16 protein-coding genes are annotated in these 18,812 nt (G+C 68.6%); 10 read left to right on the top strand and 6 right to left on the bottom strand.

Going from position 1 to position 18,812, the window contains the following annotated elements; all coding sequences use genetic code 11:
- Positions 1-36: 36 nt before the first annotated feature.
- On the bottom strand, positions 37-1,899 hold the full coding sequence (locus tag ACFV8T_RS08105) for a YcaO-like family protein (protein WP_385325645.1): 1,863 nt from the start codon (positions 1,897-1,899) through the stop codon (positions 37-39).
- 413 nt (positions 1,900-2,312) lie between these two features.
- Between ACFV8T_RS08105 and ACFV8T_RS08100 the strand changes: the two genes are divergently transcribed.
- The 4 genes from ACFV8T_RS08100 (at position 2,313) to ACFV8T_RS08085 (ending at position 6,419) form a co-directional block, all read left to right on the top strand.
- A complete protein-coding gene (locus tag ACFV8T_RS08100) occupies positions 2,313-4,031 on the top strand; it encodes an MBL fold metallo-hydrolase (RefSeq protein ID WP_385325644.1) in 1,719 nt (572 codons plus the stop codon).
- Between the two features lie 26 nt (positions 4,032-4,057).
- Positions 4,058-5,656 (top strand): DUF692 family multinuclear iron-containing protein, encoded by a 1,599-nt coding sequence (locus ACFV8T_RS08095; RefSeq protein ID WP_385325643.1) that lies wholly within the window; start codon positions 4,058-4,060, stop codon positions 5,654-5,656.
- A gap of 103 nt (positions 5,657-5,759) precedes the next feature.
- On the top strand, positions 5,760-5,924 hold the full coding sequence (locus tag ACFV8T_RS08090) for a hypothetical protein (protein WP_259930233.1): 165 nt from the start codon (positions 5,760-5,762) through the stop codon (positions 5,922-5,924).
- A 102-nt stretch (positions 5,925-6,026) separates the two neighbouring features.
- The gene (locus ACFV8T_RS08085; protein WP_385325641.1) at positions 6,027-6,419 is read left to right on the top strand and encodes an SgcJ/EcaC family oxidoreductase; all 393 of its coding nucleotides are present in this window, start codon (positions 6,027-6,029) and stop codon (positions 6,417-6,419) included.
- A gap of 79 nt (positions 6,420-6,498) precedes the next feature.
- Here the strand turns inward: ACFV8T_RS08085 and ACFV8T_RS08080 are convergent, their stop codons facing one another.
- The 4 genes from ACFV8T_RS08080 to pdhA form a co-directional block, all read right to left on the bottom strand.
- The gene (locus ACFV8T_RS08080; RefSeq protein WP_385325639.1) at positions 6,499-6,720 is read right to left on the bottom strand and encodes a DUF397 domain-containing protein; all 222 of its coding nucleotides are present in this window, start codon (positions 6,718-6,720) and stop codon (positions 6,499-6,501) included.
- A 73-nt stretch (positions 6,721-6,793) separates the two neighbouring features.
- On the bottom strand, positions 6,794-8,212 hold the full coding sequence (locus tag ACFV8T_RS08075) for a dihydrolipoamide acetyltransferase family protein (protein ID WP_385325637.1): 1,419 nt from the start codon (positions 8,210-8,212) through the stop codon (positions 6,794-6,796).
- A 10-nt stretch (positions 8,213-8,222) separates the two neighbouring features.
- Complete coding sequence (locus tag ACFV8T_RS08070; protein WP_385325636.1) at positions 8,223-9,203, bottom strand: alpha-ketoacid dehydrogenase subunit beta; 981 nt, start codon at positions 9,201-9,203, stop codon at positions 8,223-8,225.
- A gap of 2 nt (positions 9,204-9,205) precedes the next feature.
- A complete protein-coding gene (pdhA, locus tag ACFV8T_RS08065) occupies positions 9,206-10,387 on the bottom strand; it encodes a pyruvate dehydrogenase (acetyl-transferring) E1 component subunit alpha (protein ID WP_385325634.1) in 1,182 nt (393 codons plus the stop codon).
- 341 nt (positions 10,388-10,728) lie between these two features.
- Between pdhA and ACFV8T_RS08060 the strand changes: the two genes are divergently transcribed.
- The 3 genes from ACFV8T_RS08060 to ACFV8T_RS08050 all read left to right on the top strand — a co-directional run bounded on the left by ACFV8T_RS08060 (position 10,729) and on the right by ACFV8T_RS08050 (position 13,173).
- Positions 10,729-11,388 carry a response regulator transcription factor gene (locus ACFV8T_RS08060; protein ID WP_266425659.1) on the top strand — a complete coding sequence of 220 codons (660 nt, stop codon included), beginning with the start codon at positions 10,729-10,731 and terminating at the stop codon, positions 11,386-11,388.
- A gap of 143 nt (positions 11,389-11,531) precedes the next feature.
- Entirely contained in the window at positions 11,532-11,978 is a 447-nt protein-coding gene (locus tag ACFV8T_RS08055; protein WP_385325632.1) for a pyridoxamine 5'-phosphate oxidase family protein, read from the top strand.
- 202 nt (positions 11,979-12,180) lie between these two features.
- Positions 12,181-13,173, top strand: coding sequence for a phosphotransferase (locus tag ACFV8T_RS08050; protein WP_385326232.1), 993 nt, complete (start codon positions 12,181-12,183; stop codon positions 13,171-13,173).
- 90 nt (positions 13,174-13,263) lie between these two features.
- On the opposite strand, the gene ACFV8T_RS08045 is transcribed toward ACFV8T_RS08050, so the two are convergent.
- Positions 13,264-14,895 (bottom strand): protein kinase, encoded by a 1,632-nt coding sequence (locus ACFV8T_RS08045; RefSeq protein WP_385325631.1) that lies wholly within the window; start codon positions 14,893-14,895, stop codon positions 13,264-13,266.
- A 294-nt stretch (positions 14,896-15,189) separates the two neighbouring features.
- Between ACFV8T_RS08045 and ACFV8T_RS08040 the strand changes: the two genes are divergently transcribed.
- From ACFV8T_RS08040 to ACFV8T_RS08030, 3 genes are all read left to right on the top strand, one after another.
- The gene (locus ACFV8T_RS08040; RefSeq protein ID WP_385325630.1) at positions 15,190-16,842 is read left to right on the top strand and encodes a protein kinase; all 1,653 of its coding nucleotides are present in this window, start codon (positions 15,190-15,192) and stop codon (positions 16,840-16,842) included.
- 241 nt (positions 16,843-17,083) lie between these two features.
- Positions 17,084-17,920, top strand: a complete 837-nt coding sequence (locus ACFV8T_RS08035; RefSeq protein WP_385325628.1) for a hypothetical protein — start codon at positions 17,084-17,086, stop codon at positions 17,918-17,920.
- A gap of 117 nt (positions 17,921-18,037) precedes the next feature.
- Positions 18,038-18,652 carry a PadR family transcriptional regulator gene (locus tag ACFV8T_RS08030; RefSeq protein ID WP_385325626.1) on the top strand — a complete coding sequence of 205 codons (615 nt, stop codon included), beginning with the start codon at positions 18,038-18,040 and terminating at the stop codon, positions 18,650-18,652.
- The last annotated feature ends 160 nt before the right edge of the window (positions 18,653-18,812 follow it).

Genomic DNA, 18,812 nt, shown 5'->3' with positions numbered 1-18,812 from the left:
TCTCACCAGAATGGAGGGAGAGCGAGGCTACGGCCATCACCCGAGGGGATGTGGCCACCGTGCGTCGACATCGAGTTCGGGCCCCAACACCTCGGCCGCACGGCTTCGGAAGGCCGGCGTCGCAGTACCGAAGTCGACGACGAGCAACCGTTCGGATGTGGCTCGGGCAATCTTCCATCGCCGTTCATCCGGTCCTTCCACCGAGAGGTCCTCGACAGTGATCGCCGACCTCAGAGTCTCGATGCCTGTGCTGCCGCATCGCAAGGCGCGTGGGGAACCGGCGCTGAGCAGGAAACGCGTCTGATCCACCGGGACCCGTCGATGTGCGAACCACGCCTCGTGCTCCCATGGTTGACTCAACGTACTGGTGACGGGGTTCTCCTCGCTGAAGACCGAAGTCTTTCGCAACACCAAGCGGTACACCAGCGCTTTGGCAATCTCCCGCAACGCCCGGGCCGCAGCCTCGGGCTCGTCGGCGCCGGCCCCGGAGGACGTGATGATTCCTCCGTGCCCCTCGGCATGGACCACGGCCATTACCGCTGGAACACCATAGACCGGGTCAGCGATGTCCAGCAGGCTCAACTCCACGCCCCCCGAGCGGCAAAGGGACAGAACAGCGTCGGTGAGCGGGCTGCTCGGCGGCTGCAGTCCCGGTGGCGTCTGCTGCGTCAGCCAGGTACGCAGGAAGCAATGGCGCTCGTACAACTCATACATCGCCGCATCGGCCGCCGCCGAGTAACGGGTGTGCGCGGCCATGCCGTTGCTGTTGCCGAGTCGGCGGCGAGAGCCCAAGAGGGCAAGCCGTTCGGCGAGTTCCCCCTTGGCTCGAAGGCGCGCACCGTCAGCACTGGTGTCCACCCCGAAGCCGCATTCCCGGCCGCCATCGGTCTTCGGCCCGTAGGCGTTGGCGTAGTACAAGGACTGACCGTTGGCCAGGATGCACTTGACCTCTTCGGCCTTGACCCAGTCAGTGCCGGAGGAGCTGCTGTCCGCAGGAACTGCACCCACGGCATAGAGGGGTACGGTGCCTTCGCCCAGGTCGAGATGGTGTGCCACCGCACGGTCGTCGAAGCCGCCGAAAGGCCGGCAGTCCATACCAGCGGTCCCCAGCACCTGGATCAGCGCCTGCGCTGCATGGCCGGCTTCGATCAAGGCATATCGGTACCCGCGAGGGCCGTACTTGGCTGTGGCATCGGCCAGATCCGCCACCAGCCAGAACCTCGTCGCCACGGCAGCGAGAGTCGGGTCCAGTCCCAACTCATCGGTACAAGACGCAGCTTGGCGCGAGACAAGTCGTCCTGACGAAGGATCGAACGCGATCAACTTGCCCCTGGCCCCGGCTGCACCGCTTTGCTCGGCGACCAGGTGTACGGGATAGAGGGCACCGGCGGACGGATAGAGCCGACTGTCCGGATCGTGCAGGGTCTGCATGACGGACCAAAGCCGCCCCTGGTCCACCGCCTTCGCACGAGGGCCGCCGAAAGGCGCGAAGCTCGGCGCGCGACGTAAGGAGAGCGGCAGGTCAAGGCCGTCGGAGACGCCCCCGGGCAGGAAGCGCCTTGCGTGACCGCGCTTTTGATACTGCATCAGTTCATCGGGCGTGTAAGCGAGACCACGATTGATCGGAACCGATGATTCGGCATGCATGCGCAGGGCCTGCAGGTGCGCCGCATGGGCGCCCCGCGTGACAAGGCCGTACTCGCTCAGGGACAGGGCGACGTCTCGGGGAATCTCGCTCGCCGATACCGGGTTCTCGGTCATTTTCAGCAGACGGCTTCGGAGCTCCGAATCCGGAACACGGACTCTCATCCGAAGTTTCGGCGAACGGAATGTAATCAGCGCGTCCTCAGCGGTAACCGAAACACCGGGCGAGTACTCAAACCATCCATCCTGGTCCATGGGGGGCACCCTCCGGGTTTGCAGTAGTGGTATAGCCACGGGGCCCGCTGTGGCACCAGAGAACTGGGGCCACAGCGGGCAGAGCCCGTTTCTCCGATTACTGGCAGCGAGAGTTGGCCGGCATCAGGAACTCGGCGTCGAACTCCTCGATCTCTTCGATGACGATCTCGGTGTTCGAGTTCTCGTTGACCTTCGGCTCCATGATTTTCCTCCTATTGATGGAGAGCGATCCCGACGAGGTTCCCGACGAGACTCCGGTACGAACCGGATGGCATGACTTGACCACGCCCGACAGCCCTCGGTCAATAGACTCAGACGTCTTCGGCTGTACCCGGATCAGGGGACTGGTGGACCTTGATATCGAGGTCGACAATGGTCTGGAAACTGCTGCTTCCGAAGGTATGAGGTGAACCATGCGGGTCACGAGGGTCCAGCACACGTGCTTCGTCTTCGATACCGAAGACGGACGGCTCGCCGTTGATCCCGCGTTGGATTACTTCGGAAACCTCTGGAGTCCCAGAGGCAGGAACAGGATGGCAAGTCAACTGCTTGCGGACGTCTCGGCCGTGGTCATCACCCATTCCCACAGTGATCACTTCCATCTGCCGACACTGTTGCACTTCGACCGAGACACTCCGGTCGCCGTACCCTCCAGCGACCGGTCGTCGGATTTCCCGATGGCAGCGGAACTTGCCGAGTACGGGTTCACGAACGTCATTGAAATAGAGCCGATGCAGACTGTTCGGCTTGCTGGTATTGACGTGACCTCTGTCCCAGCACCCGACTCGATCGAGGGCGTACCTCAGCAGTCCCTTTTGCTGGAGAGGGAAGATCTACGAATACTGCACGGCGCGGACACGTTGGAAGATTTTGAGACTCTCGAAAAAATCGCACGCGATCGGCCCGTACGCATCGCCATGCTCCCCTTGAATTGCAGCCTGAACTACCAGAATCTGCGAAATCAGATGTCACCCGGCACTTTCCTGGAGGCCGCAAGAATTCTCCGGCCCGAGGCAATGGTCCCGCTCGGCGTGAACGAAGGTCCACGACGTGGCATCACGGCGACGGACGTGCCGTGGTTCCCGCACGGCGAAGCGTTGTACCGGGACCGCGCCTTTCTCGCCGCCCACCCCGAGGGCTCCCGGCTACTGGCGATCGAGGACGGCCAGTCCCTGCACGTGCACGAAAGCGCTCCGCTGGAATCCGTCGAAAGCCTGGTCGAAGCGGCGGACAACGGTTCCAGCGACGTAGAGATCGTCCTGGGCAGGTTCTGGTCGCTCCTGATCGACGTGCATGTCCGTGACCGGCACTACTTCGGACTGGTCCTGGACCGGGAACACGGACAGTGGCGCGATGCCTGGCTGGAGTGTCGCTCACGGCTGGAGGAACTGCTGGCGGACTGGGACAAGGTTCTGCTCGGCGCGGTCGAGGGCCTTCCCGAAGGACGCGTCAAAGCACCGGTACTGCGCTACTTTCCGCGCACCGTCGGCAGGTTGACCTCCCAGGGCGACAGTCTCGCGCAGCTCGTTCTCGACAGCCTGTGGCTGCTGGAACCCGGCCTCAGCGAGCAGGACTACGTACAGGCGCTGTACGGCCTGCTGGCGGCGCGGGTCAGGTCCGACCCTTCGGACCTGTGGCACTGCCGCAGGGAGTACTCCGGCTGGCTCCAGGGACGTCAGGAGCGGAAGCGGCCGGCATTGCCGCGGGGATTCGACGAGAACGCCGCGGACCAATGGCTGCGCCGCCAGGCAGCTGCTGATCGCCGTTCGGCGGACTATGTCCATCCTCGGATCAATCCGATCTTCGGTCCCTTCGACGTGTCCGGAGTGCCCAGCCTCAACGGCGAGCCGTCGCAGGACGGACCTGTACTGGCGCTGCACACCACGAGGCGCCAGAACGGGCGCGCCAAATCAGTCGCCACCGTGCTGCGGGGGGCGGAGGCGCGGCTGGCCGAGGCCGTCGTCCAGGCCGACGGAACCGCCTCGATCGCCGAACTCTGCGACCGGCTGGACCTGTCCACCTCGGACTTCGAACAGTTTCAGCTGCGGCTGGGAGGTTTCGATCCGTACTGCCTCGAAGGCCACTGGTACCCGAGCGAAGCACTGGCCTGGCGACCCGACTTCCGGGCGTGAACTCCGCTAGCAGGAAGGCTGATCCGATGTCCTTCGGACCCGAATACTTCTCCACCCTGCCCCGCTACGGAGTGGGCTTGGGGGTCAATCCGTCCGATATGCACGAGAACTACCTCGATCGCGCCCGGATCGATCTGGACTTCTTCGAGGTCACGTCACCGGCTGTGCGACACCAGGGCCCGGTGAACTACCGGGAGATCCAGCGCAGGCGGACGGCGCCGGCGGGCTTCCGGCATCTGCGTATCCCCGAGTTGGCCGCGGACCATCGCGTTCTGGTGCACAGCACGGATCTCAACCCCGTCTATCCGCAGGCCCCCGAGCAGGATGGCCTGGACAGCCTGCGTTCGCTCGTCGCCGTCGCCGACGCCCCATGGGTGACGGAGGATCTCGGCGTGTGGCTGATGAGTGAGCGGCACGTCTACCCGTACTTCATGCAGTTCCCGGTCACGGACACCACCCTGGCAGTGACCGTGGACAACGTCCATCGCATCCATCAGGGCCTCGGTGTCCCGTTCAACGCCGAGTTCCCGCCGATGACGATGGAAGTCGGGGACATGCACGCGTTCGACTTCTTCCGGACGCTGGTGAGCGAGACCGGCGCGGGAATGTGCCTGGACATCGGGCATGTGCTCAGCTACCAGATCGCCCGGGGCGCGTCTCCCACCGCAGATTTCCACCGTCTGCCCTGGGACCACATCACCGAGATCCATCTCGCGGGTGGCGGAATCGATCTGCATTCGCATGGTTACCAGTACGACGACAGCCATGGTGATGCCCCCGTCATCTCTGTCTGCTTCGACATGCTGGACGAGATCGTCAAGGCCGCGCCCAACCTCCGCGCCATCACACTGGAGGTCTTCGGAGCCAAGGTGCCCAGGAAGGCCTTGGCCAGTTTGCGGACCATCCGAGAACGCCCCTCCGTCGCAGCCTGGTTGGAAGGCCTGAACGAACCTGCCACGCCTCTGCCCCCGCTTGCCGAAGCACGTGCCCGTACGCGCGAGGCGGTCGTCGGCATGTACGACCTCCTGCACGGCGGTGAGAAGGTGTCCGGCAAAACCCTCGCTGCTGCGGGCGAGCCGGTGCTTCAGTCCTTCGCACAAGCCGAACAGAAGCGGTGGGAGTACGACCGGATACAGCGTCTGCGGATGCACGGAACGAACGTGTCGAGCTACTTTCCGCTGACTGCCGGCTGGCTGATGCACCGCGAGCAGATCGAGGAGATAGAGCTGTTCGAACGCCTTGTTCCTCGCCTGGGAGGTTCCGAGGTCACCATGTGGGACAAGGTCAATACGACGTTCGAGGCGCTGGTCACAGAACGGCCGGACGACCGGGTCGGGCCTGAACTGTTCCGTGCCGAACAGTGGATGAACGCATGCGCCGCCGCTCGGAGCAAGGACGAGACAGCAGAGTTCACCGTGCGTGTCCAGCGCGTCATCACGGGCTTGAAGACGGGCTGTCTCGCACCGAACCGGCTCCTGTCGGACGAGCCAGTCACCATGCGGCACCTGGGCGAATGCCGCTTCGAGATGGTCGGGGGCGAGTCCGACCTGCATGACGTTCCAGCCGTCGGCACCGCACCCCACCCCACTGAGCCCGGCCGTGCTGCCTGCTGCAGTGGTCAGTGACAGGGGAGTTGACGGCGTTCGTACGATGGTGAGGAAACGCATCAACGCCCGCCCCGAGCCGTGAGCCGGGCGGGCCGAGCGGGGGAAGAAAGGTGCGTGCCCGGTGTCTGTCGGGCTCCTCTCCACGATTGCCGCCGTGTTCTACGGGGGCACGGTCTCCGTCCTCGCTCTCACCGCGACCTTCGCCCGGCGTCGCACACTGCGACGTGAAGCGCGCAGCACGCTCGCCCTGTTGGTACCGGGGAGGGCGGTGGAGTCGGAGCGTTAGCCGGCCCGGCCGGGTCGGTCCGACGACCGGACCAGCCCGGCCCGAACAATCTCGCAGCCGGGCCTTGACCTCAAGTCCGCTTGAGATCCCAGAGTCGTCCGCATGAACACCGAAACCGCAGACATCAAAGCCATCGAACAGGTCGTCGCCACCGTCGAGCGCGCTCAGCGCGCCAAGGACGTCGAGGGCTTCCTCGCGCTCTTCCACCCCGACGCCCTCTGGACGACCGGCCACGGCAAGGTCCTGATCGGCTTCGACGCGATCGCCGAGTTCACCCGCACCGTGCTGCCCGCAGCCAGCTGGGAAGGGGAGATCACCTACGAGGCCGTGCACACGCAATTCCTGCGGCCCGACGTGGTGGCCGTCAAGGTCCGGCAGGTCTACCACTCACCGGAGGGCGAAACGGAAGGCGCTCCGCTCTACGTCATGACGAAGCAGGATGACGGAAGGTGGCTGCTGCACGCCTGCCAGAACACGGCGGTGTGGGCCGGATAGACATCCCGGAGCCACGGACGGCGGCGGCGCGGAGGATGTCGCAGGCACCCTCCTCGCCCTCACCGTTCCACCGCCGCGCCTACGGTTGCCGGCGCAGGTCCGCCGTGAAGGTGTCCCACGCGGCGGGAGCGAGCACGAGAAGCGGGCCGTCGGGGCGCTTGGAGTCGCGGACCTGCGCGCGGCCGGGGACGACGAGTGCTACGGGCGGGGGCTCGTCATCGTCGCGGGGATCGCGGACCACTGGGGCGTCGAGCCGCGCACCGTCGGCAAGACCGTGTTCGCCGAACTCGCCGTGCGGCAAAGGCCGGACATGCCGATGGGCCCGCGCGAAGTCGTTCGCGCGGGCCCATCTCGTACAGGTACCGAAGTGACTGCTACGCCCAGGTGATCAGGCGCTTCGGCTGTTCCAGGATCGCGGCGACATCCGCCAGGACCTTGGAGCCGAGCTCGCCGTCGACCAGGCGGTGGTCGAACGACAGGGCCAGCGTGGTGACCTGACGGGGCTTCACCTTGCCCTTGTGGACCCACGGCTGGAGCTTGATCGCACCGACCGCGAGGATCGCGGACTCGCCCGGGTTCAGGATCGGCGTGCCCGTGTCGACGCCGAAGACACCGACGTTGGTGATGGTCACCGTGCCACCCGCCATCGCGGCGGGGGACGTCCGGCCCTCGCGGGCCGTGGAGACCAGCTCGCCCAGGGACGCGGCCAGCTGCGGGAGCGTCTGCTCGTGCGCGTCCTTGATGTTCGGCACGATCAATCCGCGCGGGGTGGCGGCGGCGATGCCCAGGTTCACATAGTGCTTCTGGACGATCTCCTGGTTGGCCTCGTCCCAGGCGGCGTTGACGCCCGGGTTCCGCTTGATCGCGACCAGGAGCGCCTTGGCGATGATCAGGAGCGGGTTGACCCGCACCCCCGCCATCTCCTTGTCCTCCTTGAGCTCCGCCACCAGCTTCATCGTGCGCGTCACGTCGACGGTCACGAACTCGGTGACATGCGGAGCCGTGAAGGCGCTGCCGACCATCGCCTGGGCGATGGCCTTCCGTACGCCCTTGACCGGGATGCGGGTCTCGCGGGCGCCCGCCGTGGCGACGACGGCCGGAGCCGGGGCCTCGGCCTCGGCCGCCACCGGAGCGGCGGCGATGGGCGCCGGGGCCTGCGCGGGTACGGGCTTGGCCGCCGCGTGCACGTCCTCGCGGGTGATGATCCCGCCCTCGCCGGTCGGGACGACCGTGGCCAGGTCGATGCCCAGGTCCTTGGCCAGCTTGCGGACCGGCGGCTTGGCCAGCGGCCGGCTCTCCGGGACCACGGCGCCGTGGCCGTTCATCTCGCCCTGGATCGCCGCCGCGGCGGCCGGTACGGAAGCGGCCGTACCCTTGCGGGCCCGCCGCTTGGTCGAGCTCTCGGCCACGCCGTACCCGACCAGGACCGGCTGACGGCCCTTGGGAGCCTCCGGCTCCGGTTCGGCCGCGGCGACCGGCGCGGGAACGGCAACCGGCGCCGGGGCCGCGTCACCGCTGCCCGGTGCCACGTCCACCGCGATGATCACCTGGCCGACGTCGACCGTCGTGCCCTCGGGGAAGCGCAGCTCGTGCACCACGCCGTCGAACGGGATCGGCAGCTCCACGGCCGCCTTCGCCGTCTCGACCTCGCACACGACCTGGCCGTCGGTGACGGTGTCGCCGGGCTGGACGTACCACTTGAGGATCTCGGCCTCGGTCAGTCCCTCGCCCACGTCGGGCATCTTGAACTCACGGAAGCGAGCAGCGTTGGAAGTGTCGGTCATCGTTGTCACGTCCCAGTCCTCAGTACGCCAGCGAGCGGTCGACGGCGTCGAGCACACGGTCGAGACCCGGCAGGTACTCGTCCTCCAGCCGCGCCGGCGGGTACGGGGCGTGGTAGCCGCCGACCCTCAGCACCGGTGCTTCCAGATGGTAGAAGCAGCGCTCGGTGATCCGGGCGGCGATCTCGGCCCCGGAGCCGTAGAACACCGGCGCCTCGTGGACCACGACGAGCCGGCCGGTCTTCTCGACCGAGGTCTGGATGGCGTCGAAGTCGATCGGGGACATCGAGCGCAGGTCGAGGACCTCGATCGACTTGCCCTCCTCCTCGGCGGCCGCGGCGGCTTCCAGGCAGACCTTCACCATCGGGCCGTACGCGACGAGCGTGAGGTCGGTGCCGGTACGCGCCACCGAGGCCTTGTGCAGCGGGCCGGGGATGGAGTCGGTCTCGACCTCGCCCTTGTCCCAGTAGCGGCGCTTCGGCTCGAAGAAGATGATCGGGTCGTCGCTCTGGACGGCCTGCTGCATCATCCAGTAGGCATCGCTCGCGTTCGACGGCGAGACCACCTTCAACCCCGCGACGTGCGCGAACAGGGCCTCGGGCGACTCGCTGTGGTGCTCGACGGCACCGATGCCGCCGCCGTACGGGATCCGGACGACGACCGGCAGCTTGATCTTGCCGAGCGCGCGGGCGTGCATCTTGGCGAGCTGCGTGACGATCTGGTCGTACGCGGGGAAGACGAAGCCGTCGAACTGGATCTCCACGACGGGCCGGTAGCCGCGCAGGGCCAGGCCGATCGCCGTACCGACGATGCCGGACTCGGCGAGCGGGGTGTCGATCACCCGGTCCTCGCCGAAGTCCTTCTGGAGTCCGTCGGTGATCCGGAAGACCCCGCCGAGCTTGCCGACGTCCTCACCCATGATGAGGACCTTGGGGTCGGTGTCGAGAGCCTTGCGCAGCGACTCGTTGAGAGCCTTCGCAATGGACATCTTTTCCATGGCCATGGCTACTTGCTCTCCTCGGCGGTGTCGGCGAACGATGCCTGGTAGGCGGCGAACTGGGCGCGCTCCTCGTCGACGAGCGGGTTCCCGTCGGCGTAGGCGTGGTCGAAGATCGCGATCGGGTCGGGATCGGGCATCGCCCGTACCGCCTCGCGCACCCGCTTGCCGAGCGCTTCGCTCTCCTCGTCCAGCGCCGTGAAGAACGCCTCGTCGGCGGCGCCCTCCTTCTCCAGGTACGCGCGCAGCCGCAGGATCGGGTCCTTGGCCTCCCAGGAGGCCCGCTCCTCGTCCGCCCGGTACTTCGTCGGGTCGTCGGAGGTGGTGTGCGCGCCCATCCGGTAGGTGAACGCCTCGACCAGGGTGGGCCCCTCCCCCCGGCGGGCCCGCTCCAGCGCCGACCTGGTGACGGCCAGGCAGGCGAGTACGTCGTTGCCGTCGACCCGGACGCCGGGGAAGCCGAAGCCCTGCGCGCGCTGGTAGAGCGGGACGCGGGTCTGCTTCTCGGTCGGCTCGGAGATCGCCCACTGGTTGTTCTGGCAGAAGAAGACGACCGGGGCGTTGTAGACCGCGGAGAAGGTGAAGGACTCGGCGACGTCCCCCTGGCTGGAGGCGCCGTCGCCGAAGTACGCGATCACGGCCGAGTCCGCGCCGTCCTTGGCGACGCCCATGGCGTAGCCGGTGGCGTGCAGGGTCTGCGAGCCGATGACGATCGTGTACAGGTGGAAGTTGTTGCTGTTCGGGTCCCAGCCGCCGTGGTTCACGCCGCGGAACATCCCGAGCAGATTGGTCGGGTCGACACCCCGGCACCAGGCGACACCGTGCTCGCGGTACGTCGGGAAGACGTAGTCGTCGTCGCGCAGGGCCCGGCCGGAGCCGATCTGCGCGGCCTCCTGGCCGAGCAGCGAGGCCCACAGACCCAGCTCGCCCTGGCGCTGGAGGGCGGTGGCCTCGGCGTCGAAGCGACGGGTCAGGACCATGTCCCGGTACAGACCGCGCAGCTCGTCCGCGGTCAGGTCGATCGAATAGTCCGGATGCTCCACGCGCTCGCCCTCGGGCGTCAGCAGCTGTACGAGCTCGGGCTCGGAACTCTGTGGCGTCTTCGCGGACGTCTTCGCGGTCGTTTTCACGGCGCTGGTCCGCTTGCTGCTGCGTCGCGGCTTGCGCGCGGCAGTGCTCTCCACGGTCACGTGCGTGCTCCTCCGTCGGTCCGGCCCCCGGGGTCTGCCGGGAAAGCCAGTGCGGCTCGCCTGTGTCCGTACCCGTGCACGGGGTGGGTGCCGCTCGGTCCGGGAACAGGCGTGACAGGTGCCCCGGCGAGCGCCCTGCCAAAAGCACGTTACCCAGTACGCCGCATAACTGCGAAACCCTATCTGACCTGCGATTTTGCTTGGATTTCCAAGTAAATCGAAAAAGTCGGGAACTCTCGCTGGTCACAGCACTGGTAACAGCCTTGCAGGCCGCCGGAACAACGGCACGTTATCCCGCCGTTCGGCGGCAGGGAAGAGGTGAGTGTGTGAGACTGCGTTTTGTGCGCGAACAAGGAAAAATCACCGTTTTTCTGTTGGACGACCACGAAGTCGTCCGACGCGGAGTCCATGAATTGCTCTCGTCCGAGGACGACATCGAGGTCGTCGGCGAGGCCGGCACCGCGGCGGACGCGCTGGTCCGTATCCCCGCGACCCGGCCCGATGTGGCGGTGCTCGACGTACGGCTGCCGGACGGGAGCGGGGTGGAGGTCTGCCGGGAGGTCCGTTCCCAGGACGACAACATCAAATGCCTGATGCTCACCTCGTACGCCGACGACGAGGCACTCTTCGACGCGATCATGGCGGGTGCGTCGGGCTATGTGCTGAAGGCGATCCGGGGCAACGAACTGCTGAACGCGGTACGCGACGTGGCGGCCGGGAAGTCGCTGCTGGATCCCGTGGCGACCGCCCGGGTGCTGGAGCGGCTGCGCGACGGCAAGAAGGGCCGGGGCGAGGACAAGCTCGCCGGTCTCACCGACCAGGAACGCAAGATCCTCGATCTGATCGGCGAGGGGCTGACGAACCGGGTGATCGGCGAGCGGCTGCATCTCGCCGAGAAGACGATCAAGAACTATGTCTCCAGTCTGCTCTCCAAGCTGGGCATGGAGCGGCGTTCGCAGGCCGCCGCGTACGTGGCCAGGCTCCAGGCGGAGAAGCGCTGAGCACCACGCCCCGGGCGGCCGGGACGACCCAGGCGCAGAGCCCGAGGGGCCGCGCGCCCCGGTGATCTTCGGGACTTTGGTCCCGGACCAACCGGGGCCGCGGCCTCTTTCTGCGAGCTCCCGGGTGGCGGAGAGTGGAGGCCATGTCCTCCGAGGAACTCCAGGCGATCGAACTGCTCGGCCGCGTCCGCTACGGCCGGCTGGCGACGAGCATGCGTGCCCTCCCGTTTCTGTCGGTGGCCCGCCACGTCGTGATCGACGGCCGTGTGGTCCTGCGGATGCACAGCGGTTTCGGGTACCACAACGCATGCGACGGCACGGTCGTGGCGTACGGCGCGGACAACTTCGACGCCGCCGGTCCGGGGAGCGGTCCGGGGAGCGACGGCGGTCTGTGGGCCGTGCAGTTCACCGGCACCGCCGAGATCGTGCGCCCGGCGCCCGGCCAGCGCGAGCTCTTCGGCGACGGTCCCGCCCGGGTGAACGGGGAACCCTTCGACCCGGCGTACCTCAGGATCGAACCGCACTTCGTCTCCGTGCACACTCTGGGCTTCGACGCAAGTCAGCCGATTCAGCCACACAGCGTGATCTAACATCTGGTGAGTGCCGCGCTCATTTGTCACCCTTCCGCCCGCTCCGTCGGCCGGCGAGGTGCTGTTCCCGTCCGTGCCCGCTCAGCCCGTGTCCCCGGTGGACAAGGCGCTGTTCCGGTCCGTGCCCGCTCCACCGGTGTCCCCGGTGGACAGGGTGCTGTTCCCGTCCGTGCCACGGCCGCCCGTGCCCCCGGTGAACGAGGTGCTGCGCCACTATCCGGACGCCGGTGAACCCCTGAGCTGCAAGCCCATCACCAAGGGTCTGCTCAACCACGGCTACCGCGTCTCCACCACCCGCGGCTCCTACTTCCTCAAGCACCACCTCGACGACTCCACCGGTGACCGCGCCACGATCGTCCGCCAGCACCGCGCCACCCAGCGGCTGCAGTCGCTGGGCGTGCCCGTCGCCCCGCCCGTGCAGGACACCGAGGGCGACACGGTCACGGAGATCGGTGGCCGGTGCTACGCCCTGCACCCGTGGGTGGACGGGCTGCACCGGGCGGGCGCCCAGCTCAGCACCGCCCAGTCGGAGCGGCTCGGGGCGCTGCTCGGGGCCGTGCACACCGGGCTCGAACAGGTCATGGGGGCGGGCACGGGGCTCGCGCACCGGTCGGTCGGGTACCGGAGCCCCGACCCCGCCGACACCTTCGCGCTGATCGACGACCTGCTGACGGCCGCGCGCGGGCGCCGCCCCCGGGACTCCTTCGACGAACTGGCCGAGCACCGCCTCCTGGAGCGGCGCACCCTGCTGGAACAGCACGCCGACCGCAGGCCCCCCACCCCCGACGCCCCGGCCACCGGGTGGGTGCACGGCGACTTCCACCCGCTGAACGTCCTGTACCGGGGCACGGACCCGGTCGCGATCCTCGACTGGGACCGGCTGGGCGTCCAGCCACGGGCGGAGGAGGCGGTTCGGGCCGCAGCGATCTTCTTCGTACTGCCGGCCGGGAAGCTGGAGCTGGAGAAGGTGCGGGCGTACGCGCGGGCCTACCGGCAGGCGGCCGGGGCGGGGGCGGCGGAACTGGCCGCGGCGGTGCACCGGGTGTGGTGGGAGCGGCTCAACGACTTCTGGATACTGCGCTGGCGGTACTGCCTGCACGACCGGAGGGCCGACCCGCAGTTCCCTGCGGTGTCGGCCCTGGCGGTCTGGTGGACGCGCGAGTACGAGACGGTGCGCGAGGCGTTCACGGGGTGATTCCGCCCGTGGACGGCCGGGCCGGTGCGCGAGGCGTTCACGGGCCGGGGCCCGGTCATCGCCGGGGCGGTGGCTTGGCCGTCGGTCGGGTCAGGACGTGGTGCCCGTACCGGGCCCGGCCGCCGCGGATGTACCGGTGGTGGCGCCGCTGCCGCCCTCCGTACCCGTACTGCCGCCCTCCGTACCCGTGCTGCCGCCCTCCGTACCGGTGCCGCCGGTGTCCGTGGTACTGCCGGTGTCCGTACCCGTGCTACCGCCGTCCGTACCGGTGCCGCCGGTGTCCGTGGTGCCGCCGGTGTCCGTACCGGTGCTGCCGTTGGCCGGGGTGGACGGTTCCTTCGACGGTGGTTCGGACGGCTGGGTCGGGGTGGTCGACGGGGAGTAGCTCTGCCGCGGCGGCGTGTCCTGCTGGTTGCCGGTGGAGTTCTCCGGCGCCTGGGTCTCCTGGCTCTTCTCGTCGCTCGGCCCGGACGACGTCTTCGACGGGGACGGCGAACTGGTGGTCTTGTCAGGCTTCTTCTCGTGGGTCGGACCGGTGTCGTTCGCGGCGTTGACCGCGATGGCGACACCCGCCCCGATCGCGATCAGCGCGAGCACGACGAACAGCCACAGCTTGCCGCGACCGCCGCCGCCCTGGTGCCCGCCCTCGTAACCGCCGTCGTCGGGGTTCATCGGCGGCAGGATCGGACCCTGCGAGGTGTCCCCGTGATGCGGGTGGCCCATCGCCATCGTGGCCCCGGCGACACCCATGGACGGGGTGTTCCCGCCTTCGTGCATGGCGACCGCACCGGTGTTCCACGTACCCGTGTGGCCGCCCTGCACCTGAAGCATCTGGAGGCTGTACTGGATGAGGCCGCGCATCTCCTCGGCGCTCTGGAACCGGTCGTCCGGGTCCTTCGCGAGGGAGCGCATGACCAGCCCGTCCAGCTCCGGCGGCACCGCGTCCAGGACCTCGGACGGCGGGACCGGAATGTCCTGGACGTGCTGGTACACGACGGACAGCGGCGTCTCCCCCGTGAACGGGGGCCGCAGCGCCAGGAGTTCGTACAGCAGGCAGCCGGTGGCGTAGAGGTCGGAGCGGTGGTCGACGGCCTTGCCCAGCGCCTGCTCGGGGGAGAGGTACTGCGGCGTGCCCATGACCATGCCGGTCTGGGTCATCGTCGACTGCGCGCCGTGCAGCGCACGGGCGATGCCGAAGTCCATCACCTTGACCGCACCGGAGTTGGTGATGATCACGTTGGCCGGCTTGATGTCGCGGTGCACGATGCCGTGCTGGTGCGAGTACGCGAGTGCTTCGAGCACGCCGGAGACGATGATCAGCGCCTGCTCGGGCGGCGGGGCCTCGGCGCTGATCAGCAGATCGCGGATGGTGCGGCCCTCGACCAGCTCCATCACGATGTAGGGGACGGTCTGCCCGCCCACGACGTCCTCGCCGGAGTCGTACACGGCGACGATCGCGTGGTGGTTGAGTCCGGCGACCGACTGCGCCTCGCGCGTGAACCGGGCCTTGGAGACCGGGTCCTCGGCGAGATCGGAGCGCAGGAGCTTCACGGCGACCGTGCGTCCCAGCCTGACGTCCTCGGCCGCGAACACCTCGGCCATGCCGCCCCGGCCGAGGCGGTGGGTCATCCGGTAACGTCCGTCACCGACGACACCGCCGATGCCCCAGGAGTCGGTGCCATCCGAAACTCCGCCGCCGTTTGCTTCGGAATCGGGTGCCATCAGTCCTCGCCGTCGTATCTGTCCGCGCGTCCGCGGGTTCTCACGGTGTCTAGCTGCATTGCCACGTCACGCTACAGCCTCTTTCGGACGCACCGTTTCCGAGAGGGACCGGTTATCCAACCGCCCGGCGTGCCGTCCACGCAAATTTCATGCGGTTCCTGTAACGCTTCCGAGACGCTTCTTGTGCGTAGGGTCACGGAACGGGCACCTGGCTTGACGTGTCGTACCCCTCGGGCAGACTTGGCGCGTAATAGGGATGATCGCGTGAGTCGCGCGCCGAGGGGGAAGCTAGTCATGAGCCAGGACGGCGCACACGGCGCTCAGGGTCGCTACGCGGGCGGTTCCGTCGCCGGCGGGCGCTACCAGCTTCGCGACCTGCTCGGCGAGGGCGGGATGGCGTCCGTATACCTGGCGTACGACACCGCCCTGGACCGACAGGTCGCAATCAAGACATTGCATACGGAGCTGGGCCGCGAGCAGTCCTTCCGCGAACGCTTCCGGCGCGAGGCGCAAGCCGTTGCCAAACTGCAGCACACCAACATCGTCTCGGTCTTCGACACCGGCGAGGACGAGCTCGGCGGCGCGCTGATGCCGTACATCGTCATGGAGTACGTGGAGGGGCAGCCGCTCGGCTCCGTGCTCCAGGCGGACATCCAGCACCACGGCGCGATGCCGGCCGACCGGGCGCTGAAGGTGACGTCCGACGTACTGGCCGCGCTGGACACCAGCCACGAAATGGGTCTGGTCCACCGCGACATCAAGCCCGGCAACGTGATGATGACCAAGCGCGGTGTCGTGAAGGTCATGGACTTCGGCATCGCCCGCGCCATGCAGTCGGGCGTCACGTCGATGACGCAGACCGGCATGGTCGTCGGCACCCCGCAGTACCTCTCCCCCGAGCAGGCCCTGGGCCGCGGCGTGGACGCCCGCTCCGATCTGTACTCGGTCGGCATCATGCTGTTCCAGCTGCTGACCGGGCGGATCCCCTTCGACGCGGACTCCCCGCTGGCCATCGCGTACGCGCACGTGCAGGAGGAGCCGGTCGCGCCCTCCACCATCAACCGGTCGATCACCCCGGCGATGGACGCGCTGGTCGCCCGCGCGCTGAAGAAGAACCCGAACGAACGCTTCCCGAGCGCGGCGGCGATGCAGGACGAGATCGCCCGCGTGCTGGCCGCGAGCGGCTCCACGGGCGCGCCGGTGATCATCGCGGGCGGCGGCGCCCCGGCGAACAGCGGCTCGGGCGTCGGCTCGGCGGTCTTCCCGCCGGTCGACCAGTCCGGCGGGATGCCCCAGAGCGTCCAGACGCCGTACCAGCCGGGCCCGTACCAGCCGGGCGCCCAGCCGGGCCCGTACGGTCCGGCGACCCAGGCCCCCACGCCGGCACCGTCGTACGGCTACCCGCAGTCGGCCCAGGCGTACCAGAGCCAGGCCCCGATGCAGCAGCAGACGCCGCCGCCCTACACGGTCTCGCCCCAGACCCGGACGCAGTCGCACTCCGGCTCGGGCGGGGGCGGCTCCAAGCGGAACATGCCGGTGATCGTGGGCTCGATCGTGGTCGCGCTGATCGCGATCGGCGGGCTGATCACGGTGCTCTCGCTGAAGAACGACGACTCGAAGGGCGGCACGACCGCGAACGAGTCACCGGCCGCGGGCGAGCACAAGGATCCGGAGCGGAACCGGACGATGGACACGGAGGACTGCACGGACGCGATGGAGGACGGCGACGACCCGAAGAAGGTGGACGCGCCGAAGTTCTTGTACAAGGACTACCTCTCCGCGAAGGCGTGCGCGGACGCGGCCGGCTGGACCGTCAAGAAGGTCAAGGTCCCCGGGAACGCGTACGCGGAGGATCAGGTCATCGACCAGTTCCCGTCGTCCGGCACCGCCGTGGACAAGACCGGCGCTCACTTCGAACTGCGCGTCGCGACGGGCGACCCTGCCTGAGTCCAGACCTGCCCGGCCTCGTGCGGCTCGTACTTCGGCGGCCCGTACCCGCACGGCTCGTGCGGCGGCTGAGGTGACGGGCCGGTGCGTGCGCGGGTTGGATGACGGGCCGTCGCACGCGGGTGAGGCACGAGTGAGGGCGGCGCCCGGAGCGCCATGCGTCCGAGATGCCGGACATACCGTCACATGTGACGCTGCCCCCATGGCTCCAGGACTTCTCCCCTCACGACCCACGAGGCGCGTGGCCTGCCTGATATTGACGGCGGGTGCGGCGCTGGGGACTGCGGCAGGCGGGACGCAGGCCGTCCAGCGCGCGCTCGACCGGCCAATAGGCCCGTTCAGCACCCCGATAACACCGCCCCCGCACACCTCGGCCGGAGCCTCCGCCCGGCCTTCCGGTATACCCGGTGCCGATCCGTCGGACGAGGAGCCGGTCACCCCTACGGCCGCCCCCTCGGCCATACCGACGGCCGTTCCCTCGGACGGCGGAACGGCCGCCCCCGCACCTCCCGGATCCCCGGCCCCCTCCTCTCCGGCCTCCAGCTCCCCCTCCGGCCCGGCATCGGCCTCGCCCTCCGGCTCCCCGGCCACCTCCGACTCCGACTCCGACTCCGACTCCGACTCCGACCCCGACCCCGAGTCCGAGTCCGAGTCCGACTCCGACCCCGAGTCCGCTTCGGACCCCGACCCCGAGTCCGCTTCGGACTCCGACCCCGACTCCGCTTCGGACCCCGGCTCCGACGAGGAGCCGCCGCAGCCCGAGGTGCAGCCCCCGCTCGCCGGGCGCGAGGCCGGGGAGGGGCGGTTGCGCCCCGGACGGCAGCTCTTGCCGTGGGAGCTCGCGCGCGCGGACAGTTCGCGCCCGCGGCCCGACCCGCCCCCCGCGGCGACCGATCCGGGGCCCGCGCCGGCCGCGATACCCGCGGCGAGCACGTCCCCCGGGACCGGCCCGCTCTCGCCGCAGGCCCTGAACGCGCCAGCCGTTCAACAGATGAAGCGGGTGTCGCTGGGTGCGGGAATCACACTGATCGGGCTGGGACTGGGCTTTCTGGCGTTCCGTATGCGCCGCCCGGACTGAGCCGCCCACGCCTTCCACGGATCCTCCACGGATCTCCCACAAACTGGGCCTCTCACCGCCTCCCACACGCCCGGCGGAGATTTGCACCGAGCAACATACTCGGTATACATACTGAGTATGTCGATCCGTCACGGGCTGCTGGCCCTTCTGGAACGGGGCCCCCGATACGGCTCCCAGCTCCGTACCGAATTCGAATCGCGCACCGGCTCCACCTGGCCGCTCAACGTCGGCCAGGTGTACACGACGCTGAGCCGGCTGGAGCGTGACGGTCTGGTCGTCCAGGACGACGAGGACGACCAGGGGCACGCCCTGTACGCGATCACCGACGACGGACGCACCGAACTGCGGAACTGGTTCGAGACGCCCGTCGACCGCAGCAACCCGCCCCGTGACGAGCTGGCCATCAAGCTCGCCATGGCGGTCGGCGCACCGGGGGTCGACATCCGTGCCGTCATCCAGTCCCAGCGGCACCACACCCTGAAGGCGATGCAGGACTACACCCGCCTCAAGGCGCGGTCGCTCAGCGACGTACCGGCCAACCGCGACGAGGTCGCCTGGCTGCTCGTACTGGAGCAGCTGATCTTCCAGGCGGAGGCCGAGACACGCTGGCTGGATCACTGCGAGACCCGGCTGGTCCGCCTCGCCGAGGCCGCCGCCACGGAGCCGGAACCCGAGGTCCGTACGACCGGCCGCACCGCGCCCCGCACCGCCCGCCCGCGCAGCCGGCACTGACGCGAACCGCAGCCGGCGAACCGCTGGCCGCAGACGCCAAGCCGCTGACCGCGAACCGCAGACGGCGAACCGCTGGCCGGGAACCGCGAACCGCAGACGGCGAACCGCTGGCCGGGAACCACAGACCGCGGGCCCATCGACTCACACCCGTTCCGAGGGG

Origin of the sequence: Streptomyces sp. NPDC059832, assembly GCF_042731715.1 — a bacterium.
In the GTDB taxonomy this organism is placed as follows: domain Bacteria; phylum Actinomycetota; class Actinomycetes; order Streptomycetales; family Streptomycetaceae; genus Streptomyces.
Note: the sequence above shows the minus strand (reverse complement) of the source record. Positions and strands in the feature narration are given on the sequence as shown.